The organism is Mesorhizobium sp. 2RAF21 (assembly GCF_052115345.1).
GTDB classification, from domain to species: Bacteria; Pseudomonadota; Alphaproteobacteria; order Rhizobiales; family Rhizobiaceae; genus Mesorhizobium; species Mesorhizobium terrae.
The window spans coordinates 102,791-126,757 of sequence record NZ_JBFRGM010000002.1; the positions used below are offsets into that span (position 1 = coordinate 102,791).

At 61.8% G+C, this 23,967-nt stretch carries 20 protein-coding genes; 7 read left to right on the forward strand and 13 right to left on the reverse strand.

Translation table 11 applies throughout. The features are described 5' to 3' along the window. Positions 1 to 67 precede the first annotated feature (67 nt). From AB4136_RS03435 to AB4136_RS03445, 3 genes are all read left to right on the forward strand, one after another. Entirely contained in the window at positions 68 to 226 is a 159-nt protein-coding gene (locus AB4136_RS03435) for a hypothetical protein (RefSeq protein WP_161773097.1), read from the forward strand. Between the two features lie 148 nt (positions 227 to 374). Further along, complete coding sequence (locus tag AB4136_RS03440; RefSeq protein ID WP_036254123.1) at positions 375 to 1,298, forward strand: glycosyltransferase; 924 nt, start codon at positions 375 to 377, stop codon at positions 1,296 to 1,298. A gap of 458 nt (positions 1,299 to 1,756) precedes the next feature. Then, positions 1,757 to 2,440 (forward strand): sugar transferase, encoded by a 684-nt coding sequence (locus AB4136_RS03445; RefSeq protein ID WP_024924926.1) that lies wholly within the window; start codon positions 1,757 to 1,759, stop codon positions 2,438 to 2,440. Between the two features lie 46 nt (positions 2,441 to 2,486). Here AB4136_RS03445 and AB4136_RS03450 read toward each other — a convergent pair whose 3' ends face one another. After that, positions 2,487 to 3,278: a response regulator transcription factor gene (locus AB4136_RS03450; protein WP_081766920.1), complete on the reverse strand. Its 792-nt coding sequence runs from the start codon at positions 3,276 to 3,278 to the stop codon at positions 2,487 to 2,489. A 792-nt stretch (positions 3,279 to 4,070) separates the two neighbouring features. Here AB4136_RS03450 and AB4136_RS03455 point away from each other — a divergent pair. After that, positions 4,071 to 4,730 (forward strand): Crp/Fnr family transcriptional regulator, encoded by a 660-nt coding sequence (locus AB4136_RS03455; RefSeq protein WP_204367415.1) that lies wholly within the window; start codon positions 4,071 to 4,073, stop codon positions 4,728 to 4,730. 68 nt (positions 4,731 to 4,798) lie between these two features. Here AB4136_RS03455 and AB4136_RS03460 read toward each other — a convergent pair whose 3' ends face one another. The 7 genes from AB4136_RS03460 to AB4136_RS03490 all read right to left on the reverse strand — a co-directional run bounded on the left by AB4136_RS03460 (position 4,799) and on the right by AB4136_RS03490 (position 15,342). Then, entirely contained in the window at positions 4,799 to 7,969 is a 3,171-nt protein-coding gene (locus AB4136_RS03460) for an efflux RND transporter permease subunit (protein ID WP_137901083.1), read from the reverse strand. Next, positions 7,966 to 9,045, reverse strand: a complete 1,080-nt coding sequence (locus AB4136_RS03465; RefSeq protein ID WP_307418966.1) for an efflux RND transporter periplasmic adaptor subunit — start codon at positions 9,043 to 9,045, stop codon at positions 7,966 to 7,968. Before AB4136_RS03465 ends, AB4136_RS03460 begins: the two co-directional genes overlap by 4 nt. Before the next feature lie 455 nt (positions 9,046 to 9,500). After that, positions 9,501 to 10,775, reverse strand: a complete 1,275-nt coding sequence (locus AB4136_RS03470; RefSeq protein ID WP_024924931.1) for a D-tagatose-bisphosphate aldolase, class II, non-catalytic subunit — start codon at positions 10,773 to 10,775, stop codon at positions 9,501 to 9,503. Continuing rightward, a complete protein-coding gene (locus AB4136_RS03475; protein WP_024924932.1) occupies positions 10,772 to 11,719 on the reverse strand; it encodes a tagatose kinase in 948 nt (315 codons plus the stop codon). Before AB4136_RS03475 ends, AB4136_RS03470 begins: the two co-directional genes overlap by 4 nt. Before the next feature lie 27 nt (positions 11,720 to 11,746). Beyond that, positions 11,747 to 12,742, reverse strand: coding sequence for an ABC transporter permease (locus AB4136_RS03480; protein WP_024924933.1), 996 nt, complete (start codon positions 12,740 to 12,742; stop codon positions 11,747 to 11,749). Continuing rightward, on the reverse strand, positions 12,739 to 14,361 hold the full coding sequence (locus AB4136_RS03485) for a sugar ABC transporter ATP-binding protein (protein WP_081766912.1): 1,623 nt from the start codon (positions 14,359 to 14,361) through the stop codon (positions 12,739 to 12,741). Before AB4136_RS03485 ends, AB4136_RS03480 begins: the two co-directional genes overlap by 4 nt. A 78-nt stretch (positions 14,362 to 14,439) precedes the next feature. Next, a complete protein-coding gene (locus AB4136_RS03490; protein ID WP_024924935.1) occupies positions 14,440 to 15,342 on the reverse strand; it encodes a substrate-binding domain-containing protein in 903 nt (300 codons plus the stop codon). A gap of 357 nt (positions 15,343 to 15,699) precedes the next feature. Here AB4136_RS03490 and AB4136_RS03495 point away from each other — a divergent pair, with 357 nt between their 5' ends. Next, positions 15,700 to 16,731 carry a LacI family DNA-binding transcriptional regulator gene (locus tag AB4136_RS03495; RefSeq protein WP_024924936.1) on the forward strand — a complete coding sequence of 344 codons (1,032 nt, stop codon included), beginning with the start codon at positions 15,700 to 15,702 and terminating at the stop codon, positions 16,729 to 16,731. 30 nt (positions 16,732 to 16,761) lie between these two features. Here the strand turns inward: AB4136_RS03495 and AB4136_RS03500 are convergent, their stop codons facing one another. Continuing rightward, positions 16,762 to 17,679 carry a LysR family transcriptional regulator gene (locus AB4136_RS03500; protein ID WP_024924937.1) on the reverse strand — a complete coding sequence of 306 codons (918 nt, stop codon included), beginning with the start codon at positions 17,677 to 17,679 and terminating at the stop codon, positions 16,762 to 16,764. A 242-nt stretch (positions 17,680 to 17,921) separates the two neighbouring features. Between AB4136_RS03500 and AB4136_RS03505 the strand changes: the two genes are divergently transcribed. Continuing rightward, positions 17,922 to 18,281, forward strand: coding sequence for a nuclear transport factor 2 family protein (locus AB4136_RS03505; protein WP_161773098.1), 360 nt, complete (start codon positions 17,922 to 17,924; stop codon positions 18,279 to 18,281). A 78-nt stretch (positions 18,282 to 18,359) separates the two neighbouring features. Next, a complete protein-coding gene (locus AB4136_RS03510; RefSeq protein ID WP_171020974.1) occupies positions 18,360 to 19,706 on the forward strand; it encodes an aminotransferase class III-fold pyridoxal phosphate-dependent enzyme in 1,347 nt (448 codons plus the stop codon). 82 nt (positions 19,707 to 19,788) lie between these two features. On the opposite strand, the gene AB4136_RS03515 is transcribed toward AB4136_RS03510, so the two are convergent. The 4 genes from AB4136_RS03515 to AB4136_RS03530 are packed head-to-tail and all read right to left on the reverse strand — an operon-like array spanning position 19,789 to position 23,964. Next, the gene (locus AB4136_RS03515; protein WP_024924940.1) at positions 19,789 to 20,235 is read right to left on the reverse strand and encodes a hypothetical protein; all 447 of its coding nucleotides are present in this window, start codon (positions 20,233 to 20,235) and stop codon (positions 19,789 to 19,791) included. Between the two features lie 35 nt (positions 20,236 to 20,270). Beyond that, the gene (locus AB4136_RS03520) at positions 20,271 to 22,079 is read right to left on the reverse strand and encodes an ABC transporter ATP-binding protein (protein WP_137901085.1); all 1,809 of its coding nucleotides are present in this window, start codon (positions 22,077 to 22,079) and stop codon (positions 20,271 to 20,273) included. Beyond that, entirely contained in the window at positions 22,076 to 22,942 is an 867-nt protein-coding gene (locus tag AB4136_RS03525) for an ABC transporter permease (RefSeq protein ID WP_024924942.1), read from the reverse strand. Before AB4136_RS03525 ends, AB4136_RS03520 begins: the two co-directional genes overlap by 4 nt. Positions 22,943 to 22,956: 14 nt before the next feature. Continuing rightward, positions 22,957 to 23,964 (reverse strand): ABC transporter permease, encoded by a 1,008-nt coding sequence (locus tag AB4136_RS03530; protein ID WP_081766913.1) that lies wholly within the window; start codon positions 23,962 to 23,964, stop codon positions 22,957 to 22,959. Positions 23,965 to 23,967: the final 3 nt, after the last annotated feature.

Consider the following 23,967-nt stretch of genomic DNA (forward strand, 5'->3'; position numbering starts at 1 on the left):
GACCGCGATAGCGCCCGGTCAAGGCCCGCGTATAGCGCGTAGCCGGGTCCTCGATTTCGTTCAGGCGATGGATTTCGTCATCAAAGCCTTCGATGCCGCTCTCGACGACAACGACCTTCCGCCCGCCTTGGGCGAGCCGGCGTGCAAACAGGAGTCCGCCAATGCCGGCACCGATCACGCATATCTGCGCGTCAATAAACCTCGAGCTTTCTTCGATTTCATCTAGTAATATCTTTGCCATATCTAACTTCTTTTCTTATAAATACGATTGCTTACTTTAATGTTTTTCTTTAAAACTGTAAATATATCCAATATTAATTATTGACTTTACAATTTATACGTGCCTTACTTATCGGCAATCGACAGGAGAGCATATGTCTTCGCATCCTCGCCTGAGCATTGTCATTCCTCACCTGAACGAACCTGACAGTTTGCAACGCTGCCTGGCGGCATTGAACGCACAGAGGAATCCGAACATTCCGTTCGAGATCATTGTGGTCGACAACGGGTCGCGGATACCGCCGCGCGCCGCTTGCGCGGCGGTTCCGGGGGTTAGGCTCGAAAGAGAATCCATTCCCGGTCCGGGCCCGGCCCGGAACCGCGGCGCAGCGGTAGCGAATGCGGATCTGCTCGCCTTCATCGACGCCGACTGTGTCGCGGCACCAGGATGGGTCCAGTCGATCGTTGCATTCATGGACAGCCAACCCGACATCGCCTTCCTCGGCGGGGATATCGGAATCTTGCCCACGCGCCCTGAGCGGTTGACAGCCATCGAAGCCTATGAATGCGTCTTCAGCTATCGCGCCAAACTCTATGTCGAACGGTATGGATTTGCCGCTACCGGCAACATGGCGGTGCGGGCCGATGTATTTCGCGCTGTGGGGCCGTTCGGCGGCATTGCGACGATGGAAGACACCGAATGGGGCCAGCGCGCCAGCGGCCGCGGATTGCGCATCGCTTATCTGCCGGAAGCCAAGGTGCTCACGCCTTCCTGCAAGTCCTTCGCGGAATTGAAACGTCGGTGGGACAGGCACATTTCGCATGAATTCGGAAAGGTCGGTCGTCATCCCGCGCGTGTCCTTTCATGGCTCGCGGAAAGCACGCTGGTCGCAGCCTCCCCGCCGATCGGCCTTGTTTCGATCCTCCGATCGAACCGTGTCGCCGGGTTGCGAGAGCGGTGCCTGGCGTTTGCTTGTCTGACCCGGGTTCGCCTCTACCGCGCCCGGCGCATGCTCAGCCTGGCATTCCACAACAATACCGCAGTCGTGGTCGGGTCATGGAATAGGGAAAAGTCGTAGGGGACACTCCAACTGGCGTAGCCCAGCAGCATCAAAGATGCGGTCGAGGGCGGCGCACCGCCTCCCATCTCCACCGAAAGCTCATCGCTATCATCAGTTTCAAGATTGCCGCAGCCTGCCGGGGCGTACGCAGCGTATCTTCGGATGACCGCACTCGACGCGTCGGGATTGGGCGATACCGATTTCATCCAACAAGACAGCGCGTCCGATATCAGAAATACTACTTACCGTTGCCATTTTCTATTTTTCGAACCGAACTAGATCAATACTTTAAATTCATGGATAGATAGAAGCTATACGTATCTAGATACAATTGAATATTGAAACAAATATCAGAATACAAGACCATAATAGTTACAATATATATGTGAAACGGCGGAACATTCGCACCCGCCGAGCATAATTTACTGCGCGACTGCTTGCAGCCGCTCCCTTTGTCAAAAATCACGGTGTCATGAATGCTGGACGATCCGCCCAGAGCGTATCCGCTTGGCCTTCCGCTCGACATGATCCCTGCCGGTCAGGGCTTATGGCCGAGGAAAGTCTATTTCCGTGCAAAGCGCATGTTCGATTGCGTCGCCGTACTGGCGGCCGCACCACTGGTGCTGCCTGTGATAGGCACGCTCGCATTTTTCGTGCGCCGGGACGGCGAGAAGGCATTCTATTGCCAGGACCGCGTCGGCAGAAACGGCAAGACGTTCAAGCTCTGGAAGCTGCGCTCGATGATACCGAACGCGGAGGCTGTTCTGGAGCAATATCTTTGCGAAAATCCCGCTGCGCGAGCCGAATGGGACGCCAATCAGAAGCTCAGAAACGACCCCAGGATCACCAGACTCGGCCGCTATCTGCGCAAATACTCGATCGACGAGCTGCCGCAGTTGCTCAACGTGCTGCTCGGCGACATGAGCCTTGTCGGCCCACGCCCGATGTGCCCTGAACAGCAGCCATATTATCCCGGCACCGCCTATTTCTTTCTGCGCCCGGGCCTGACCGGCCCCTGGCAAATCAGCGACCGCAACGGATGCCCGTTCGCGGAGCGCGCGACTTATGACACGCGCTATTTTCACACCATGTCATTCAGTACGGACATGCGGATCATCCTGCGGACGGCTGGGGTGCTGGTCCGAGGAACAGGCCTCTGACCGATGCAAGATCATGCTGACACCCCCAGCCGGCGATGAAGCGGACCTATTTGTGAGAATAGGCCTCCAGATGCCTGGCGCTGAAATCGTCCGGGAACATATCGTTGATCTTGAAGGCCACTTCCGTTCGGTTGGTGGCTCTCAACTTCTTCATGATATTTCGAATATGCACCTTCACCGTGCTCTCGCGCAGATGAAGCTCGTAAGCGATGATCTTGTTTGCCTTTCCACGCCTCAAGGCCTCGGCGACCTCTGTCTGGCGTAGAGTGAACATGCCCGCCATCGGGTGAATGGTTTCGCCGCCCGCTTCGAGTGCCTTGCGCATCGCAAGCACGCTGCTTGCCGGCACAAAGACACCGCCGGCGAGCGCAAGGCTAATGGCCTCGACGCATATGCCAATGTTTACCGACGATGGGATGTAGCCGCGTGCGCCGCATTCCAAGGCCTTCAGGATTTGCGGCAATTCATCAGAATCCGCCATGACGATGACCGGCGTATCCTGGAATTCGGTGGTCAGCCCGCGAAGTTCCTCGGCGACCGAGGATTCACTCATTTTCCGGCCACCTATATTGAAGAGAATGGCCGATATGTTCGGATGAAGACTGCGCTTCGACTTCCACTCCTCTATCGAGGCGAAAGCCCGAACTTCCAGCCCAGTATTCTGCGCGGCAATACTCTGGGCAAAACATTCCCGGCCGAGCATGCGGGTGTCGATCATTGCCACGGCGCGTATGGTCGGATGCGGTAGCGCAATGGCATTCTCGCCAGCAATTGTTGACCGCTCCGGGTGGAAATGCACTGGATCAAGACTACTGCTATTTTCAACTGTCAGACTCATGGCTCTGAACTCCTTTAGGGATATCCGGCACGATGTCGGAACATGCCCGCTACCGCTTTTCAGAGCTTTCGTGGTGGCTGATGCAACCCCCATCAACTCCCCGTCGGCAGCGCGAACGCTGAATATTTGCACGAAACCCATTCGGCGTAATTAATTTGGATTAACCGATTGTTCACCACGTCGCGGCCGCTACTCCCATAGCTCTATGAATTTTACCACAACGCATATCTTCTAAAATTAAATATACTAATCCATATGATCAATCGTGCGAGAATTTACACAATCATACGCCAAAGCAATCTCAAGCACATATGAAGGCTAGACCGTTTTGGAAGACTAGATCAATGGATATCAACCATCATAACATGTCGATATGAATGCAAGATTTCGGTGCGCGTCGATGGAGAAGTATGTTGGTATCATGAAGACCGCCGCGATAAACTCGAAGCCGCCGCTGAGCACCGAACGGGCCGATCTTGTTGGCTGCAGGCATTCCGCACATGATGGCAGAAACGTTATTATGTTTCCTCGACCGACATGAACGCCTTTCAGGCTCAATGACAGAACCGGCAAAGCAATGGCGTAAAGTGCAATTGAAAATATTTCCGACAACCGCGAGAGTCCGCAACTGTTCCAGATCTGATCTGAAAACCGATTAACCCGCTAGCGGAAGTTGGAACCAGAACAACAACGGTAACCTGTTTGGTCACAGCATCTAACCCTTCCAAACTAATGGACGCCATCACTCTCAAGCTTGGCGCCTTTCTCACGCTTGGGCCGCGGGAAAAAACGATGCTTGAGGCGCTGCAGGAAACCGCCATCACCCTCAAGCCGGGTAGAGACCTCATCCAGGAAGGGGAGCACCATCACGCCGCGTACATCCTGCGCAACGGATGGGCTTGCTCCCACAAGCAAATGCGGGACGGCGGGCGGCAGATCATCGACATCCAGATTCCCGGCGACTTCATCGGGCTGCGCAGCTTGCTGTTGCGGACCTCGGACCAGGGCTTTACCACGCTGACCGACGTCGAACTGGCCAAGATCGGTACGGAAAAGATCTGGGACATGTTTCGCGTTACCCCGCGTCTGGCCGTGGCCCTGTTGTGGGTTGCCTCATGCGACCAGGCCGTGGTGGTGGAGCACCTGGTCAATATCGGCAAGCGCGATGCTCTGGCACGTACGGCTCACTTCCTGCTGGAGCTCGGGTCGAGGTTGAGCCTGGTCGGTCACGGCGAGGCCGACAGCTATGCCTGCCCGTTATCCCAGAGTATCCTCGCCGACGCGCTGGGCGTCACCGCCATTCACCTCAACCGTGTTCTTCGCCAGTTGCGCGAAGCAAAACTGCTTGTGTTCAAGGATGGTGTCATCACCATCCTGGACAGAAAGCGGCTTGCTGAAATGGCCGGGTTCGATTCCATCTACCTTGACCACCAACCACCGGTTCGCGACTGATCGAACCGGTGGCTCCGGCCGTTTCCCGATCCATCACCACGAGCCAGCGCTTGCCGAATGGCCGCCGGCTAAGGAGATGGCACCGGCCGTCCCGTGGTGCGAGCCTCCCGCCTCAGAACGATCCGACGGATCACGACATAAAAGACCGGCGTCAGGATCAATCCGAAAAGCGTGACGCCAAGCATGCCGGCGAACACCGCGATGCCCATGGCATGACGCATCTCGGCGCCCGCGCCTGTCGCAATGACGAGGGGCACCACGCCCGCGATGAAGGCAAGCGATGTCATCAGGATCGGCCTCAGACGCAGGCGCGCGGCTTCGAGTACCGCCGCGAGCGGATCCCTGCCCTTCTTTTCCTCTTCGTGGGCAAACTCCACAATCAAGATGGCGTTCTTGGCCGCGAGACCCACCAGCACGACGAAAGCAATCTGGGTGAAGATGTTGTTGTCACCGCTGGAAAACCAGACCCCGGCGATGGCGGAGAGCAGCGCCAACGGCGCGATGAGCAGCACCGCGAAAGGCAGAGACCAGCTGTTATACTGAGCGGCCAGGATCAGGAACGCCAACAGCACCGCCAGGGGGAACACGATCATTGCCGTGTTGCCGGCTAATTTCTCCTGATAGGTCAGGTCGGTCCACTCAAAGGCCATGCCAGCCGGCAGCGTTTCGTTCAGAATACGTTCGATCGCCGCCGTAGCCTGCCCCGACGAATACCCCGGAGCCGGACCTCCGGTGATGTCGACCGACGGATAGCCGTTGTAATGCATCACTCGATCCGGCCCCGAACTGGTAGCGATGGTTGCAAGGGCTGCGAGCGGCAGCATCTCGCCCGCCGCATTGCGAACCTTGAGGCGCGCTATGTCGTCGACCTGAGCGCGGAACGGCTCGTCGGCCTGAACGATGACGCGGTAGGTACGCCCGAAACGATTGAAGTCGTTGGCGTACAGGGACCCCAGATTGACCTGCAACGTGTCGAAGACCGCCGTCAGCGGAACGCCCTGAGCCTTGGCTTTCACGCGGTCGAGATCGACCTGGACCTGCGGCGCGTTCACCTGGAAACTCGCCATCATGCCGGCAAGCTCCGGTGCCTGCATGGCCCTCGCCATGATCTCGCCCTGCGCCTTGGCAAGGGCTTCAAGGCCCGCCCCTGAGCGATCCTCGATCTGAAGTTTGAACCCACCGGTCGTGCCAAGCCCCGGCACCGGCGGCGGCGGGAATATGCCGACGAAGCCATCCGGAATCTGACTGTATTTGCCCATCAATCGCCCGGCGATGGCATTGGCGCCAAGTGCGGGATCCTTGCGCTGTTCGAACGGATCGAGCATGGCGAAGATGACGGCGGCGTTTGGCAGGTTGACGAAACCGTTGACCGACAAACCGGGGAAGGCCACCACGCTTTCAACGCCGGGCTCAGCCAGTGCGATCCTGGACATCTCCTTGACGACGGCTTCGGTCCGGTCGAGCGAGGCACCGGATGGCAACTGCGCGATACCGACAAGATAATATTTGTCCTGCGCGGGTACGAAACCCGTCGGGATGCTCTGGAACCCCATCCAGGTTGCCCCCAGCAACCCCGCATAGACCACCAAGACAACGCCGCTGACGCGAACCGCGCGCCGCGCCGCGCCGACATAGGCATTCGACGCGCTGTCGAAGAAACGATTGAACAGGCGGAAGAACCAGCCGAACGCGAAGTCGATGCCGCGGGTCAGCCAATCGCGGCCATGCCCGGCGTGGTGCGATTTCAAGAGCAGACCAGCCAGCGCCGGCGACAGGGTCAGGGAGTTGATCGCCGACAGAACCGTCGAGATGGCGATGGTAACCGCGAACTGGCGATAGAATTCGCCTTGCAGGCCGGACAGGAATGCCGAAGGGATGAAGACCGCGGCAAGAACCGATGTGATCGCGATGATCGGCGCGGTCACCTCATCCATCGCCTTGCGAGCCGCTTCTTTCGGCGTTTCACCAAGCCCGATATGTCGTTCGACGTTCTCGACGACCACGATGGCATCGTCGACCACGATGCCGATCGACAACACCAGGCCGAACAGGGACAAGGTGTTGAGCGAGAAGCCCAGCAGATACATCACCGCGAGCGTGCCGATGAGCGATATCGGAACGGCGACGAGCGGGATGACGGAGGCGCGCCAGGTTTGCAGGAACAGGACAACGACGATCACCACCAGAATGATCGCTTCGACCAGCGTCTGCACCACCGCCGCCAGGGACGCCCGCACGAACACGGTTGGATCATAAGCGATCCGGTATTCGAGGCCCTCCGGGAAGTTGCGCTTCAACTGCTCCATCTCGGCGCGAACCGCGCTTGAAACATCGAGCGCGTTTGCCCCGGGACGCTGAATGATCTGCATTGCGACGGCCGGCTCGCCGTCAAGCAGGCTGCGCAGCGCATAAGCATCGGCGCCTAGCCCAATGCGCGCGACATCGCGCAGGCGCACGGTCTGCCCGTCTTCACCTGTCTTGATGATGATGTCGCCGAACTGTTCTTCGCTGGATAGCCGCCCAAGCGTGCTGACGGTGACCTGATAGCTTGCCGCCTGCGACGGCTGCTGGCCAACCGAACCAGCGGCCACCTGGACGTTCTGCTCGCGAATGGCCGCGATGACATCGCTTGCTGTCAGACCACGCGCGGCAACCTTGGCTGGGTCCAGCCAGATGCGCATGGCATATTCGCCCGCGCCCCATACGATGACATCGCCGACCCCAGGCAGACGCGCGATCGTGTCTCGAACCTGAAGCGTGGCAAAGTTGGAGATATAGAGCGGATCGTAGCGTTTGTCGGGCGAGACGAGGTGAACCACCATGAGAATGTCGGGCGACGTCTTCTGCGTCACGACACCGATGCGCTGAACCTCCTCGGGCAGACGCGGCAGCGCGCGCGAGACGCGGTTCTGCACCTGGATCTGCGCCATGTCCGGATCGGTGCCCTGGGCGAAGGTCACCGTCAGCGTCATCCTGCCGTCGGTCGCCGCCTGCGAGCTCATATAGAGCATGCCTTCGACACCGTTGATCGACTGTTCGAGCGGGGCGGCCACGGTTTCGGCAATGACTTCAGGGCTGGCGCCGGGATAGCTCGCCGTCACCTGCACCGTTGGCGGGGTGACGGCCGGGTATTCGCTCAAGGGAAGCCGGAACAGCGTGATCACGCCGGCAATCAGCATCAGTGCCGAAAGGACGACGGCGAAGATCGGGCGGTCGATGAAAAAGCGAGGCAGGTTCATTGACGCGCCTCCTGTGTTTCACCGCTGATTACGCCCTCGGCGGAGCGTTGACTCGGCGCCATCGCGATCCGGTTCGGGGTCACCTGCATGCCAGGTCTAACCAGACCCTTGATGATGATCGTTTCCTTGGGCCCGAGACCGCTTGCAACGACACGCAGTCCCTCGTTCATCGGACCAAGCTCGACAGGCCGGTATTCGACCTTGTCGCCAGCACCGAGCACGAGCACGTAGCGACGCCCCTGGTCGGTGCCGATTGCCTGATCATCGATCAGGACGGTCTCGCGCGGAGTGCTGGTGGCAAGCTTCACCCGCGCAAACAGGCCGGGAATGAGTCGGCCGTCGGGATTGGCGAGCACCGCGCGGGCGCGGATCGTGCCGGTGGCGCGATCGATGCGGTTGCCTACAAAATCCAGTCTGCCGGAATGCGGATGGCCGTTCTCGGTCGCAAGGCCAACGCTGACCGGAAGCGAGCCGCCCTTTTGATCGACTGTTTCGGGTCGTGCCTGGCTGAGGAAATCCAGATAGGTCGGCTCGTCGATATCGAAATAGACCTGCACGGGATCGACTGAAACGATCGTGGTGAGCAGCGTCGCGGACGCCCCTGACGCGCCGGTGACGAGATTGCCTTCCGTCACCAGCACCCGATCGACGCGCCCGTCGATCGGCGCGGTGACGCGCGAATACGAAAGATCGAGCCGGGCTGCGGCGACCGCGGCCGTCGCCTCCAGTACCTGCGCCTGCCGCTCCCGTTTCCTGGACAAGGCATCGTCGTAAGTCTTCCTGGAGATGGCACCGCTTGGAGCCAGCCGCTGCGAGCGATCGAGGTCGGTCTCAGCCTGGGACAAGAGGATCTCGGCCCGCTGCAATTGCGCTTCAGCATTCTGGAGCGCGACCTCGAACGGCCTGGGATCAATCTGGAAAAGCAGCTGCCCACGTTCGACAAGCCCCCCTTCCGGTACGTCGACGGTCTCGATCGTGCCGCCAATGCGCGACCTCAGCTCAACCATCTTGGCCGCCTCCACCACGCCGGTAAACTCCGACGACGTCGCCATAACGCGCGTGACGACCTCGGCCACGGGAACTTGAGGCGGCGGGGGAACAGATGCGGCCTCACTTGCTTCACCTGACGCGGATGCCCGGCCAATATAGGTCGGCACACCATTGAGATAGGCAAGCAAAGCGCCGCCGCTCAACGCCACCGCCACAAACAGAAACGTTCTCGATTTCAGAACCAATTGCACCGCCTCGCCGCTTCAGCGAGCGCCGTTTCCGGCGACACCGCTTGATGATTTGCGGCGACGGTACGGGTTCCAATGATTGGAAGGTCAACAGGGTTTTGCGGGTTGTGGTTCGGGCATCATCGAGTTGGGATTTGGGCATTGACGTCGACGATGTGAGATCGCGTTGCAATGCCCCTGGGTGCCTAGCTTGATCGATACGCCCTAAACACGTCAGTGTGGCATAATTTCATGCAGCCTCTTCTACTTGAGGTTTTTCGACGTCATTTTATTTTGTCGCTCCAAGCGCTCGATCACCCGGTTGCGTCGTTGTAGCTTCGTATGACGCTGCGTATTGCCTCCAGCACCAGCGCCCGCGCCGCTGCTTCCACCTTGCCGGCCGCGACGGCCGGGTAGAGCGCGCCGAGATACTGGCTGATCAGCGTTTCAGGCAGGATGCGACCTTCGAGCCGCTTGAACAGCGCATCGACGAGGGCAGTTGCCTGCGGATGTGGCCAGTAATATCGGATGCGGTCGCTGTAGGAGAAGTGGCGCTGGAGGCGAAGGTCGGCAGCCGCGCCGTGATAATACTTCTCCCAATTCTTGGGCTCGGCGAGCAGCAGTGCCTCCATGCCAGGGCGAATGGTCTCGGGTCCGCCATCAAGGAAGGCGGCGATCTGGTCGAGGCCGTAGAGCGCTTCGCGCAGCGCGAAGGTGAGGCCCGGGCCAACCTTCAGGATGGCAAAGCCGTCTTCCACGAGCGCCCGTAAAGCCGACACCGGCTGATAGTCAGTCGAATGCGCCTCGAAGACGAATTGCGGCATTTGGCGCAGGACGCCGCTGAGATCGCGGGCGGCGGCACGGTCGTAGACCACGACGTTCTCATTGCCGAACTCCACGCCCGGCTGCACCACGGCGCCGATGGCGCGGGCGAAGGCATCCTCGAGACCGAGTGCGCCGAATGCCTTGCGATGGACCTCCACGGTTTCGAGGGCAGCAGCCGGCGTTGTCAGTTCCAGATGATCGAGCGCCTCCATGGCGCCGCCGGGGATCGGCACTTCCGTGCCAATGATATAGACGGGCAGATCGTAGCCTGATTCTGCCGCCGCACGCTCGGCAACCAGCGCAAGGCGCGCGGCACGCGCGGCGGTCTCGGCATCCGACAGCGCCACCGGCTCTCCGGCACAGCCCATCGAGGTGTCGAGGTGGATCTTCGTGAAGCCGGCGCGCACGAAGGCATCCATCATCGCCTCGGAGCGCTGCATCGCGTCTTCCGCCGGCAGGTGCTTCCACGGATTGGGGCCGAGATGGTCGCCGCCAAGGATGAGGCGGCGCGTATTGAAGCCGACACGGACGGCGATCTCTTCCACGAAGCGGCGAAACTCGGCAGGCGTCATGCCGGTATAGCCACCCTCCTGGTTCACTTGGTTGCAGGTGGCCTCGATCAGGACGTCCTTTTCGACCGAGAGGCTTTCGAGGAAGGCGGCCTCGATCACCAATGGGTGGGCCGAACAAATGGAGGAGATGCCTCGCCGTTCGCCAGCCGCATAGCGGGCGGGAAGATCGGCGAGTGTGCTGGTGGCGCTCATGCCGCACCTCCCTGATTGTGCAAGAATGTTTCGATCTCGGCCATGGTGGAGGTGCCCTCCATCGGCCCCTTCACACCCACGGCGCGTGCACCGGTGGCATTGGCGATGGTCAGCGCCTTGCGAGATTCCATCCCGCGCAGCCAGCAGGTGACGAAGGCTGCGCCAAAACTGTCGCCCGCGCCGGTCGGATCGATTTCGTCCACCTCGAACGCAGGGACGAAAACCTCGCCGGCGGCATCGAAATAGCTGGCGCCGTCCGCCCCGCGCTTGATGACCACGACCTTGATGCCACGCGCGAGCAGCTCTGCGACGGCCAGTTTTTCTTCCATCGCTTCGGTGAAAAGAAAGATCTCCGCGCCGCTCGGCATGAACAGGTCGGTGTTTTCCAGAGCGTGGGAGAGTGCTGCGCGCATGCCGGGCAGCTCCAGCATCTCCTTGCGGATGTTGGGATCGAAGGAGACGGTGCCGCCCTTGGCCTTGATGCGCGACGTCGCTTCGAAGATGGCCGACACGATGCCGTCGAAGAACAGCGCCGAGCCCATGATGTGCAGGTGGTTAGCGCCGTCGATCAGCTTCTCCGCCTCGGGCGTCAAGCCGATAGCGCTGCAAGCGCTATGCCGGATGTTGTAGATGAAATCGCGGTTGCCGTCCGGCCGGTAGCGCACGAAGGCGCTGCCGGTGGCCGCAGTGGGATGGACGCCGATGGCGGACACATCGGCGCCGTCCCGGGCGAGGCGTTCGACATTGAGCACGCCGAAATCGTCATTGCCGACGGCGCTGACGATGCCGCAGGGCTGGCCGAGCTTCGCCACTTGGTCGATGAAGATCGCCGGCGCACCAGACGCGAAGGGACCGACAAGCGGAATGGCGGTGGTGAAACCGTGCCCCGGCTCAACGGCCATGATCTCGACGACGATCTCGCCGATGGTGATGATCTTTTTCATGATTGCTTACCGAGGATTGCTTGCCGGTCAGGCCCGGGCGGATTTGCTGCGCACGTCGAGCCAGACGGCGACGAGGATGACGACGCCCTTGACGATGAGCTGGTAGAAATAGGGCACCGACAGCATGTTCATGCCGTTGTTGATGACGCCGATGATGAGCGCGCCGAGGATGGTGCCGACGATGGTGCCGACACCACCGGCGAGCGAGGTGCCGCCGAGAACCACGGCCGCGATGGCGTCGAGTTCGTATCCCATGCCGGCATTGGTCTGTGCCGACGACAGGCGCGAGGACAAAAGCATGCCGCTGATCGCGGCCATCATGCCGGAGATGGTGAAGACAATGATCTTGATCCGGTCCACGCGGATGCCCGAATAGACCGCCGCCTCCCGGTTGCCGCCGGTGAGATAGACCTGCCGCCCGAAGATCGTCTTGGACAGGACGATGTGGTTGACCACGAACAGCACGGCCATGATCCAGATGATGATCGGGATGCCAAGCCAGCTTTCGGCGCCGATGGCGAGCCAGGTCTCGTTCTCGATCATCGCCGGCGCGCCGTTGGTAGGCAGGCTGACCGCGCCGCGATAGATGCCCATCGTCGCCACCGTCACGATGAAGGATGGCAACATCAGCTTCGCCGACAGCGTGCCGTTGAGCGCGCCCATGAGCGCGCCCGCCGCCAGCGTCAGCGCCACGACCGGGACGAAACCGAAACCCATGGCGAAGGCCTGCGCCGCCACCATGCCGGAGACGGCGATGATGGAGCCGATCGACAGGTCGATGTCGCCGAGCAGGATGACATAGGTCATGCCGTAGGCGGCGACCGCGATGACCGCCACCTGCTGCATGATGTTCATGAAGTTGTTCAAGGCCAGGAAGCGCGGGCTCATCACCGAGAACACGACGCACAGCACGGCCAGCGAAATGATGATGCCGCTATATTGGCGCACCGTCGGCGAGGCCAGGAACGAGCCGCGAACCTCGGTGTCTGCGGCCTTCTTCTGGATGTCCTGCACGTTGCTCATGCGTTTATCCCCGCTGCATGGGTCATGACGGTTTCGGGTGTGAGGCCGTCGGCTTCCAACACGGCGGCGATGGACTTGTCGTGCATCACCACCACGCGGTCGCTGAGGCCCAGAACCTCCGGAAGCTCGGAGGAGACCATCAGGATCGCGGTGCCGTTGGCGGCGAGTTCGCGGATGATGCAGTAGATCTCGAACTTGGCGCCGACGTCGACGCCGCGGGTCGGCTCGTCCAGGATCAGCACGCGCGGCTTGATCCGGAGCCACTTGGCCAGCACGATCTTCTGCTGGTTGCCGCCGCTCAGCGAACCGGCCCTGGTGTCGATCGAGGCGGTCTTGATGGCCAGGCGCTTCACCTCGGCCCGGGCCGCCTTGCGCTCCGCCGCGCCGCGCATCAGGCCGAGCGGTGCGGAAAGCTGGCCGAGCGCGACCATGTTGATGTTGCGCTCCACGCTGTGGGGTAGCACCAGGCCTTCTTCCTTGCGATTCTCGGTGACGAAGGCGATGCCGGCGCGAATGGCCTGCGCCGACGAGGCGAACGCGACCGGCCTGCCGTCGAGCAGGATTTCGCCGTGCGGCGCATACATGCCGAACAGCGCCTTCATCACGTCGGAGCGGCCCGACCCGACGAGGCCGAACAGGCCGACGACCTCGCCCGGCTTCACGTCGATCGAGACGTCGCGAAACTTGCCGGCAAGGGTGAGTTGCTTCGTCGCCAGAACCGGCGGCGTATTGGGCGACGGACGCGGCGCCTCGCGCGGCGGGTAGATGTCGTTCATCGCGCGGCCGACCATCAGCGTGATCAGCTTGTCGATGCTGGTCTCACTCTTCTCGGTGGTGGTGACGTATTCGCCGTCGCGCATGACGGTGATGTCGTCGGAGAGCCGCATGATCTCTTCCATGCGATGAGAGATGTAGATCACCGCCTTGCCCTGGCCCTTAAGCCGCTCGACGATGGTGAACAGGATTTCGGCCTCGCTGTCGGACAGCGACGATGTCGGCTCGTCGAGGATGATCACGTCGGCCGGCAGGCTGAGGCCCTTGGCGATCTCGACCAGCTGGCGCTGGGCGATCGACAGATCACCGACCTTGGCGCGCACGTCGACCGGCAGGCCTAGTTCACGGATCAGGCGCTCGGCGGCGGCATTGAGTTCGCGGTCGCGGATGAAGCCGAAACGGCTGGGCTCATGGCTGGCGAAGATGTTCTCGGCCACCGACAGGTTGCGGCAGAGGCTGAGTTCCTGGAACACGATGGAAATGCCGTGCGCGCGGGCGTCGCGCGGATTGCGCGGCGTGTAGGCGCTGCCCTTCAGCACGATGTTGCCCGCCGTCGGCGTGAAGACGCCGGCGAGGATCTTCATCAAAGTGGACTTGCCGGCGCCGTTTTCCCCCAGCAGCGTGTGAACGCGCCCACGCCGCACGGTGAGGTTCATGCGCTTGAGCGCCACCACCGGCCCGAACGACTTCGCGATGTCGCGGATTTCGAGCACCACGTCGCCCGCGGCCTGCGGGGCATCGGGATGAGTGGTTTGGCTGGTGGCTGTCACGGATCGCTCCTCGATAACCAGACGGCTCGCCCGCCGACGGCGCGGCGCGCGAAACGCTTCCTTTGTGCGGGGCATGCGTGAGTGTCGGCGCCCGGCCGGGCGGGCGCCAGGAGAAAGGACAGCGGCGGTTCCCGCCGCCGTCCCCAGTTGGGCTTACTTGGTCTCGCCGTCCTTGGTGACGACGCCCGGAACGATCGGCTGCTTGGCCGCGACTGTCTCGCCCTTGATGACCTTGGCCGCGGTCTCCACCGCAACCTTGCCCATCTCGCCCGGATACTGGGCGATGACGCCCACCATCACCGGGTCGTTCTTGACCGCGTTGCGGGCTTCTTCCATGCCGTCGAAGCCGATCACCTTGACCTGGGCGTCGAGCTTGGCGGCCTTGACCGCAGCGGCGGCGGCAAGTGCCGCGTCGTCGCCGAAGCCGAAGATGCCGACGATGTCGGGATTGGCCTGCAGGATGTTCTGCGCGGCGGCCAGCGCCTCGGGGCGGGTGATGCCCGGCTGGATCGCGACGATCTTGACGTCCGGATGCTTTTCCAGGCCCTTCTTGAAGCCTTCGACGCGGTCGACCACCGACTGCACCGTCGGATAATCGATGACCGCGACGTTGCCCTTGCCGCCGATCGACTTGGCCATCAGCTCGGCCGCCTTTTCGCCGCCGGCGAAATTGTCGGTGCCGACGAAGGAGGTGACGTCGACGCCGTTCGCCGGGATGTCGACGGTGATGACCTTGATGCCGGCCTTTTCGGCCTTGGCAATGGCGGCCTTCACGCCCTTCGAATCCACCGGCGAGATGATGATGACGCTCACACCCTTGGTGATGAAGTCCTCGACATCGGCGAGTTGCTTGGAGAGATCCTGGTTGGCGATGGCGATTTCGAGCGGCACCTTCTCGGCCTCGGCCTCCTTCTTCATCGCGTCAGCGAGCGAAATGTAGAAGGGATGCTGCTGGGTCAGCAGTGATGCGCCGATGCCTTCGGCCGAAGCGACGCCCGCCATCATGGCAAGGGCCGCGCCCGACAGAAGAATGCGGCCAAGCGTTTTGCGAAACATGAGTTCCTCCATGGGCCGGCGCCGGCCAGCCGGTTGATGATTAGAACGCGAACGAAGCGTCTCCCGCCCTTGCGGACCATCGTCGGCCGCTACCTCCGGGGCAGGAACTTCAGCCCGGAAACCGAGCCGCCATTCAGATGCCGCATTATCTCCTACGTGTCAATTTATTTTTTTACACGTGATAAAATCTGACTCAGTCGAATAATCCTTGAACTACAGCATCTATCGCGGCGTCTCTAACAGGAGAGCATCGTTTTCGGACCTGCGGCGGCTTGCCTCGGTCAAAAAATAAATTTACGCATGGAAACAAATCGATTTATCCCGTTCGCGGCGTGCCCGCAGGCCAGGAAGCCGAGCATGAACGAGCAAAAGATCCGGACCATGGAGGAGTTCGCGGCGGCAACCGGCCTGTCGCGTCCGACGGTCTCGAAATATTTCGACAACCCCGACAACGTGAAACCGTCCACCCGGGCGCGCATCGAAAAAGCGCTCAAGGACTATGACTACCGGCCCAACATCTTCGCGGTCAGCCTCAACCGCAAGCAGCCGAAGAATATCGGCGTGATCGTGCCCCACATCTCCGACCCCTTCTATGCCGAGGTCGTCCGCCAGATCGAAATGCGCTGCCTCGCCGAGGGCTATTGGGCGATCGTTCTTTCCTCGCATGGCGAACGCAAGCTAGAAGCCCGCGCGATGCGCACCTTGATGTCGCTGAACATTGCGGGGGTGCTGATGGCGCCGCTGGGGTTCGAGACCGACGCCACTTTGCTGGCCAGCCTCGTCAGCACAATGCCGATCATCTTCCTCGACAATCGGGTCAACACCGACCAGTCCTTCGTGGGCACGGATAACCGGCAAAGCATCGGCATGATCACCGAATATCTGTGCCGCACCGGCGAGCACCCTTGCTTCCTCGAAATGCCGGCGGTCAACCAGAACGCGCTGGAGCGCCGCGCGGCCTATATCGCCACCATGGAGCGGCTCGGTTTCGAGCCCATCGTATTGCCGACCTCGGCCAAGGGCTGGGAGTTCGAGGAACTCGGCTACCGCGAAGCTGGCCGCATCCTGGACGGCGGCAGCTTTCCGACCCGGACCGTACTCTGCGCCAATGACCGCCTTGCCTTCGGGGTGATAGCCGCTGCCTTCGAGCGCAAGCTGCCGGTGGGACGGGATGACGGCTGCGAGTTGCGCGTTGCCGGCCATGACGACCACCCGTTAAGCCGCTTCACTTGCCCGCCGCTGACGACGGTGGCGCAGGATTATCAGGGCATCGCCGCAACTGGCGTCGACATGCTGTTCACGCGCATTGCCGGCGGCCCGGAAACGCAGGCCGCCAAACCGGAGATCAAGCGGCTGGAAGCCAAGCTGATCATGCGCGGTTCGGCGTAAAATTCGGCACTCAAGAAAACCCGCATGGACCTAGTTTTCGTTATTCAGATACCGAATCTTACTTCTCATCACATCTAGAAACAGATCCACCTTGCGGGATCTGTGACGCTTCTGCGGAAAGACCGCATAGATGCCGCCATCGGGCAGCGCCCATTCGGGTAGAACCCGCAACAAGCGTCCCGCGGTGACGTCTTCGGCAACCTGGTAGTCCGGGAGAACGGCAAGGCCACCGCCCGCCATGACAGCGGCGCGTACGGCGCTTGTCGTCGATGCCGACAGGCGATGATCGAACCGGATTTTTTGAACCTTCCCGTCGGGATCGGTGAAGGACCAGTTTTCCGCGCGTTCGAGAATGGACAGTTCGACGAACGGCCAGTCCATCAGGTTTTGCGGCCTCTGGATGCGGGCGAGGCGATCGGACCAGGACGGTGGTGCGACCAGCCATTGCGCGAAGGAGCCAAGCAATGTCGCGGTATAGCTGCTGTCGCGCGGCCAGCCCAGGCGGATGGCGACATCGATGCCTTCGCCAACAAGATCGAGGACCCGATCCGAGGCGATCAGATCAACCTTCAAACCGGGAAACTGGTTGACCAACGAAACCAGCACCGGCGTCACGACGGTTGCCCCGAAATCCACTGAAGTCGTCACGCGCAGCAGCCCGCGAATGTCGAGGTTTTCGCGATCAAGAGCGGCGACCGCATCGTCCACCTGGCGCAGTATCGCCGTACAAGCTTCGAAGAATTGCCGCCCGGCGACGGTCAATCCCAGATTGCGGGGATTGCGCAGCAAGAGCGCCGCGCCGACTTCGGCCTCGAGCCGCGACAGATGCGTGCTGATCACGGATTTGGCCAAACCGGTGCGCCTTGCCGCCTCCGACAGAGACCCTGCCTCGATCACCGCAACGAAAATCGAGAGGCGGTTGAGATTGATGTTGCGCAGATCAGCCATCGTTCGCTTTGGTAGAACAATATGTATAAGCCGTCACGGCTTTTGTCTCCAAAGAACCGGACATATTGTTCGATCACAGACAGTCCATTGAGGCGGAGAGATCGGCCCCGAGGCCGACGGCATGTCGATGCGCAGTGTGAACGGCAACGGCATGATGCCGGCTCAATCCGGGCTCTCGCTCAAGGGAACACGACACCCGTCGATGCCCTGCGATGGCCATCGCCAACATGATTGGAGCAACCGTGCAAAACACTTCCCCGAGCGCCGTATTGCAGGCCTATGTCGACGGATCGCGGGACCTGGACTGCACCAAGCTGGTCAAATGTTTCCATCCCAAGGCGATCATGACCGGCATTCTGGTCGATAAGCCGATTGCGGGGACACCGGAACTCTATCTGGCCGACATCGACAGGATGGCCTCGCAAGGCGTGTCCAATGAGGGCTACGAGGCTCGCATCGAGAGCCTGATCGTCAAAGGCTCGGTCGCCAGTGCCACTGTCATCATGTCCGGGCTGGCGGGCCTGAACTTCAACGACTTCATGCACCTTGTCGAAGAAGACGGCCATTGGAGCATCATCTCCAAACTCTTCACCACCGTTTGACCCGCCGGTCGTGGCAAGCGCGGCAGCATGCCTGTCGACCGGCCAACAGCGCGGTTTTCACTATCTCAGGAAGCAGACATGACCTCCACGAACGGCGCCGCGACGGATTGGGCAAAGCGAGACGCCCGCGTCGTCCAACATCCGCATGGCAATCCACAAGATCCCGAACGCCTGGTTCTGGTTCGGGGCAAGGGATCGACGCTTTGGGATGCGGAAGGGCGGGAATATATCGATGCCCACGCCGGTGCGTGGCTGACGCAAGTCGGACACGGACGAGAGGAATTGGCGAAAGTGGCAGCCGAGCAGATGTCGACGCTCGCCCATTTCACCATCATGGCCGATTTCGCCAACACTCCGACGATCGAATTCTGCGAAAGGCTTGTCGAGCGCGCGCCCAGGAACATCGCGAAAGTCCGTCTGATGAGCAGCGGCTCGGAAGCCGACGACGAGGCGTTGCAGCTTGTGCGGCTCTATCATCACCGGCGCGGCCAGCCGCAACGAACCAAGGTGCTGGTGCTGCGCGGCTCGTTCCACGGCCGCACCTATGGCGGGGCCGAGCTTGCAGGAGGGCGGCCGGGAATCGGTGATGTTCCCGACAATGCAATCACGCTGACGCCGCCATGGCCGTATCACACCGAGCTTTTCGGCGGCGAGAACCTGACCGATTTCTGCGTGCGCGAACTTGAAGAGACGATTGCGCGGGTGGGCGCCAAGAACATCGCGGCCATGTTCGGCGAACTGGTGATGGGACCGGCGGGGATGATCCCCGCCCCAGACGACTATTGGCCACGCATGGTCTCGGTGCTGAAGGCGCACGGCATCCTGTTTGTCGCGGACGAGGTGGTGACCGGTTTTGGTCGCGCCGGCGCCTGGTACAGCTCGCTCGACTACAATCTGGCGCCCGATATCATCGTTCTCGCCAAGGGTATCGCCAGCGGCTACATGCCACTCGGAGCGCTGTTGCTTGACGCAAATGTCGCCGATGTCCTCGACGGCGCCGGTGGCGGCGGATCTTATGCGGGCCACCTTGTGGCGGCAGCAGTCGCCTCGGCCAATATCGATATCATCGAGCGGGAGAACCTGCTCGAAGCGTCGAGAGAACGTGGTCGGCAGTTCCTCGACGAGCTTGGCGAGCTGATCAACCTGCCAGTTGTCGGCGACGTGCGCGGCCGCGGCCTGATGGTCGGCGTCGAACTGGTGTCCGACAAGGCGACCCGTGAGCCCCTGTTCGGACGCTTCCCCAGCCTGAGGAAAGACATCGACCGGTTCTTGCGCACGAAACATGGCGTCATCGTCGGCATTCACGGTGGAACGATTGCGCTGACACCGCCGCTGGTTATCACAGCACGGGAAGTAAGCCATGTCGTCGACGCAGTGGGAGATGCCCTGGCGAGGGTCAATATCCACACCGGCCGAATTGACTGAGGCGCGACCGGAACTCACCTTCCCTTAAAATCGGAAGCCGCCGGCGGATAACCGCCGGCGGCTTTTCTTTTGCGACCTTGCCTCAGACCTTCGCCTTGTAGGTCGGATCCAGAGACAGAGCGTGGAAGAGGAAGGGGCGCTTCACATAATGGAAGCCGAGCGGGCAGTGCCGGACACCGGCCGGGATATAGATCGAGCCCGATTTGTTGATGATGCGGCGCTCGCCCTCGATGTCGATGTAGAGTTCGGCACCAAGATCCTGTGGGTTGTCAGGATCGTTACCGGTCCAGATCAGGACTTCGTCATAATCGTGCACATGTTCGGAAACCCAGTGCAGGTGGCGGTCGAACGGCGTGATCCACACATGGGTCATGTGAATCTTCGAACCGGGCTGTACCAGCGTGCCGACCAATTCGAACCCACCTGTGTTCGGCGGATTTTCCAGGTCAGCCAGCGCGCCCTCGGCGGTAAAATCCACCTGCAGCAATGGCAGCGTGTCGTTGAGCAGACCGTCAAAATGGCTCGTCATCATCTTCTCCTCTTGATGAACGGAAGTTCTGGAATTCACCGCGAACCGGTCGCGGACTGCCTCGGCGCGATAGCCGGCATGTCGAAACCGGTTGCGTCGGTGGGCAGTTGCAACGTGTTGGCGAGCAACGATTGTGTGTAGGGATGGCTCGGAGCGCTGAGTACCGCGCGAGCCTCGCCCTGTTCGACGACCCGTCCGGCGCTGAGCACCGCGACCGTGTCCGCGATGTTGCGCACCACGGCGAGGTCATGCGTGACAAAGAGCATGCCGAGACCGTCGGCGAGCAGGCTGCGCAGCAATTCGATCACTGAGGCCTGCACCGAGACGTCGAGCGACGACGTCACCTCGTCGCACAGCAGCACGGCCGGCTTGGCGACCAGGGCGCGGGCGATGGCGACACGCGGGCGCTGGCCGCCGGACAGTTCAGCCGGATAGCGCGTGGCAAGGTCGGGCGAGATGCCCACTCTTTCAAGCGCCTCGGCGATGATGGCGTCGGAGCGGCCGCCGCCGGCTTCCGGCCTGTTGGCCAGCGCCGCAACCAGGCTGGCCCCGATCGTGCGTCGGGGATTGAGCGAGGCGTTGGGATTCTGGAAGATGTATTGCAGTCGCTGGCGAGCATTCTGATCGCGCTCACCGACAGTCAGCGGCATGGGCTTGCCGTCGAGGCTGAGTTGACCGGTGACGTTGTTGTGCAGTCCGATCAGGCATCGCGACAAGGTCGACTTGCCGCTGCCCGACTCGCCTACCACCGCAAGGCATCGACCCGGCTCCACCTTGAGGCTGACGTCAAACAGGATCTGCCGATGGCCGTAGAAAGCATCGACGCCGTCTGCCTGCAGCACGGCCGGCGCGCTGGCCGCCGGCCTGTCGGAACGGTCGATGGCTTCCGAACGCGCCTCGAATACCCGGACCAATTCGGGACGCACGCAGCGCACGAGAGTGCCGCCCACCACCTCCAGCCTTGGCCGGGTGTTGCAGGCTTCGACAGTGTAATCGCAGCGGTCCGAGAAGATGCAGCCACTCGGCGCTTCGCCGACCGCCGGCACGCGCCCGCGGATCGGCCGCAGCAGCTGCCGCGCCTGCAGCGAAGGCACGGCGTCGAGCAAAGCACGCGTATAGGGATGGCGCGGCTTCGCCAGAACCTCCTGCATGCGGCCCTGTTCGACGACCTGGCCACCATACATTACCGTCACATGGTCGGCGACATTGGCAATCACCGCGAGGTCATGGCTGACATAGATCGCGGTCAGATTATCCGAGACGCAGAGCTGGCGGATCAGATCCAGCACCTTGGCGCGGGTCGAGACATCGAGCCCGGTCGTCGGCTCGTCGAGAATGATCAGCTTGGGCTTCGCGATCACCGCCATGGCGATTGCGATGCGCTGTTGCTGCCCGCCAGAAAGCTGGCGCGGACGGCGATGCAGGAAGGCCTCGTCGTCAGGCAAGCCGACCTTGCGCAGGATTTCGCGCGCGCGGGCGATTTTCTCTGCCTTGCTGCCGGCGAGCCCCTCGGTCAGCAAGGTGCCAAGCGACAGCATCGGGTTCAGGGCGGCACCGGGGTCCTGAGCGACATAGGCCACAACTTCGCGCCGTGCTTTCCGCAGACCGGCCGTATCAAGTTCGAGCATGTCGGTGCCGGCCACGCGAACCGCGCCGCCCGCGATCCGCACACCGCGCCGCGCATAGGCAAGCAGCGCCAGCGCCAGCGTCGACTTGCCCGATCCGGACTCGCCGACAATGCCCATCACCTCGCCCTTATCGAGGCTCAGCGAGACATCCTCGATGATTGGGGCGCCGTCCGCGCGTTCGACGGTGAGCCCCGTGGCCTTCAACACCGTCATCATGCCTTGCCTTCCGTCCGCGCCATCACGCGCGCCGCGCCTTCAGCGATCAGACCACCACCGATTGTGTAGAGGATGATCATCGCGATCGGCGCCAACACAGCAAAAGGCTGAGTGCCGAGGCCGGTGCCGTTTTCGCTCACCATCAGCCCCCAGTCGGCGGCCGGTGGCTGGATGCCGTAGCCGATGAAACTCATCGACGAGAGAATGCCGACCGACCAGCTCAATCGCAGGCCCAGTTCAACCAGCAGCGGGGAAGAGACATTGGGCAGAAGTTCGCGCAGGATGATGACCGGTCCGGGCGTGCCGACGGCCTTCGCCCACAGCACATATTCCCGGTCGAGAAGCGGCAGGGCCGCACCGCGGATCACACGGGCAACGCCCGGCATCAAGGTGAGAACGACAAGGCCGACCAGGAGAACAGGCCGCGGCCCGAACACCGAAACGCACAGCAGCGTCAGGAGAACGCCGGGGAAAGCGAGCAGGACATCAAGCGACCGCTTCAGGACGAGATCTGTCCAGCCGCGATAATAGGCGGTCACCAGGGCAATGGCAGCGCCGGTCACGACACTGAGAAGGGCTGAAACCGGTGCCATCCAGGCGAGATAGACCCCGCCCGCAAGCACGCGGGACAGAACATCGCGTCCGAGATTATCGGTGCCCAGCCAGGCTACCGCCGATGGCGCGGCATAAGGTTTGCCCACGGGTGCGGCGGGATCATAGGGAGCCAGGAACGGGCCAATGACGACCAGCGCGGTCATGGCGACCAGCAGAATGACGCCCCAGCGAACTTGCGCGGACGCCCAAAGCCGCCACCAGCCACTGGCGGCGCGCGGGCGAACCCGCCGATGTGTCGTCAGGGTCATTTCTACGCCGGTGCTCACGCCTTGGACCGCCCTTGCGCGCCCGAAGCCTCATCGCGTTGGGCAAGCGAGTCTGCGATGAGGTTGAAGATGAAATAGGCAGAGGCGATCACCAGCACATTGGCCTGGATGACCGGCAGGTCGCGGTTGGTGACGGCATCGACAAGAGCGCTGCCGACACCGGGATAGGCGAACAGATATTCCACCACGACCACTCCGCCGACAGTGAATGCCGCCACGAGGCTGGCCGCCGGGATGATCGGGGCCACCGCGTTCGGAAGAGCGTGCCGGAACAGGACCCGGCTCGGCGACAGGCCTTTCAGCTCGGCGGTCTGGATGTATTCGGTTGCCATCACGTCGATGACCGCCACCCGCACCAGCCGGGCGAGATACATCACGCCGGGGATGATCACGGTCGTGGCCGGCAGCACCAGCGCGTCGGGATAGGAAAAAGGCGAGTCTCCCGGCGGGATGAACGAAACCGCCGGCAGCACATGCAGGACCGTCGTTGCGAAGAGCGCGACCAACACCGTCCCGGTGACGAAGTCGGGCACGGCATTGGCGACCATCGACATGCCGAGAAAGACCTTGTCGACGAGCCCGTCGCGAAACTGGGCGGCAATCACGCCGACAAGCAGGGAGAGCGGCAGCATGACCGCGAGCGCCACTCCGCTCAGCGTCGCGGAATTGCGAACCCCCAGCGCAAGCAGATCCGCCACCGGCTGCCCATTGGACAGCGAGGTTCCCCAGTCGCCATGCAAAATGCCGCCCAGCCAGGTGAGGTATTGCCACCACAGCGGCTGATCGAGACCAAGCTGGGCACGCAGCGAAACCAACTGCTCCTGCGTCGCGCTTTGGCCGAGGATCATGTTGGCGACATCGCCGGGCAAGGCCCTGGCCGCCAGGAAGATCAACAACGACACGGCGAGCAGGGTCAGCGTCCCTTGCAACAGCCTCACAAGGAACGGCTGCAGCCAGGCGAAGACTCCAATCGCCGCATTGTCATTGTGGTTATCGACCGTCATCGA

Bases quoted from the DNA above. Each gene is read 5' to 3' on its own strand.
- AB4136_RS03435 (WP_161773097.1), top strand. From the start codon at position 68: ATGGATTTCGTCATCAAAGCCTTCGATGCCGCTCTCGACGACAACGAC.
- AB4136_RS03440 (WP_036254123.1), top strand. From the start codon at position 375: ATGTCTTCGCATCCTCGCCTGAGCATTGTCATTCCTCACCTGAACGAA.
- AB4136_RS03445 (WP_024924926.1), top strand. From the start codon at position 1,757: ATGCTGGACGATCCGCCCAGAGCGTATCCGCTTGGCCTTCCGCTCGAC.
- AB4136_RS03450 (WP_081766920.1), bottom strand. From the start codon at position 3,278: ATGAGTCTGACAGTTGAAAATAGCAGTAGTCTTGATCCAGTGCATTTC.
- AB4136_RS03455 (WP_204367415.1), top strand. From the start codon at position 4,071: ATGCTTGAGGCGCTGCAGGAAACCGCCATCACCCTCAAGCCGGGTAGA.
- AB4136_RS03460 (WP_137901083.1), bottom strand. From the start codon at position 7,969: ATGAACCTGCCTCGCTTTTTCATCGACCGCCCGATCTTCGCCGTCGTC.
- AB4136_RS03470 (WP_024924931.1), bottom strand. From the start codon at position 10,775: ATGAGCGCCACCAGCACACTCGCCGATCTTCCCGCCCGCTATGCGGCT.
- AB4136_RS03475 (WP_024924932.1), bottom strand. From the start codon at position 11,719: ATGAAAAAGATCATCACCATCGGCGAGATCGTCGTCGAGATCATGGCC.
- AB4136_RS03480 (WP_024924933.1), bottom strand. From the start codon at position 12,742: ATGAGCAACGTGCAGGACATCCAGAAGAAGGCCGCAGACACCGAGGTT.
- AB4136_RS03485 (WP_081766912.1), bottom strand. From the start codon at position 14,361: ATGCCCCGCACAAAGGAAGCGTTTCGCGCGCCGCGCCGTCGGCGGGCG.
- AB4136_RS03490 (WP_024924935.1), bottom strand. From the start codon at position 15,342: ATGTTTCGCAAAACGCTTGGCCGCATTCTTCTGTCGGGCGCGGCCCTT.
- AB4136_RS03495 (WP_024924936.1), top strand. From the start codon at position 15,700: ATGAACGAGCAAAAGATCCGGACCATGGAGGAGTTCGCGGCGGCAACC.
- AB4136_RS03500 (WP_024924937.1), bottom strand. From the start codon at position 17,679: ATGGCTGATCTGCGCAACATCAATCTCAACCGCCTCTCGATTTTCGTT.
- AB4136_RS03510 (WP_171020974.1), top strand. From the start codon at position 18,360: ATGACCTCCACGAACGGCGCCGCGACGGATTGGGCAAAGCGAGACGCC.
- AB4136_RS03515 (WP_024924940.1), bottom strand. From the start codon at position 20,235: ATGACGAGCCATTTTGACGGTCTGCTCAACGACACGCTGCCATTGCTG.
- AB4136_RS03520 (WP_137901085.1), bottom strand. From the start codon at position 22,079: ATGATGACGGTGTTGAAGGCCACGGGGCTCACCGTCGAACGCGCGGAC.
- AB4136_RS03525 (WP_024924942.1), bottom strand. From the start codon at position 22,942: ATGACCCTGACGACACATCGGCGGGTTCGCCCGCGCGCCGCCAGTGGC.
- AB4136_RS03530 (WP_081766913.1), bottom strand. From the start codon at position 23,964: ATGACGGTCGATAACCACAATGACAATGCGGCGATTGGAGTCTTCGCC.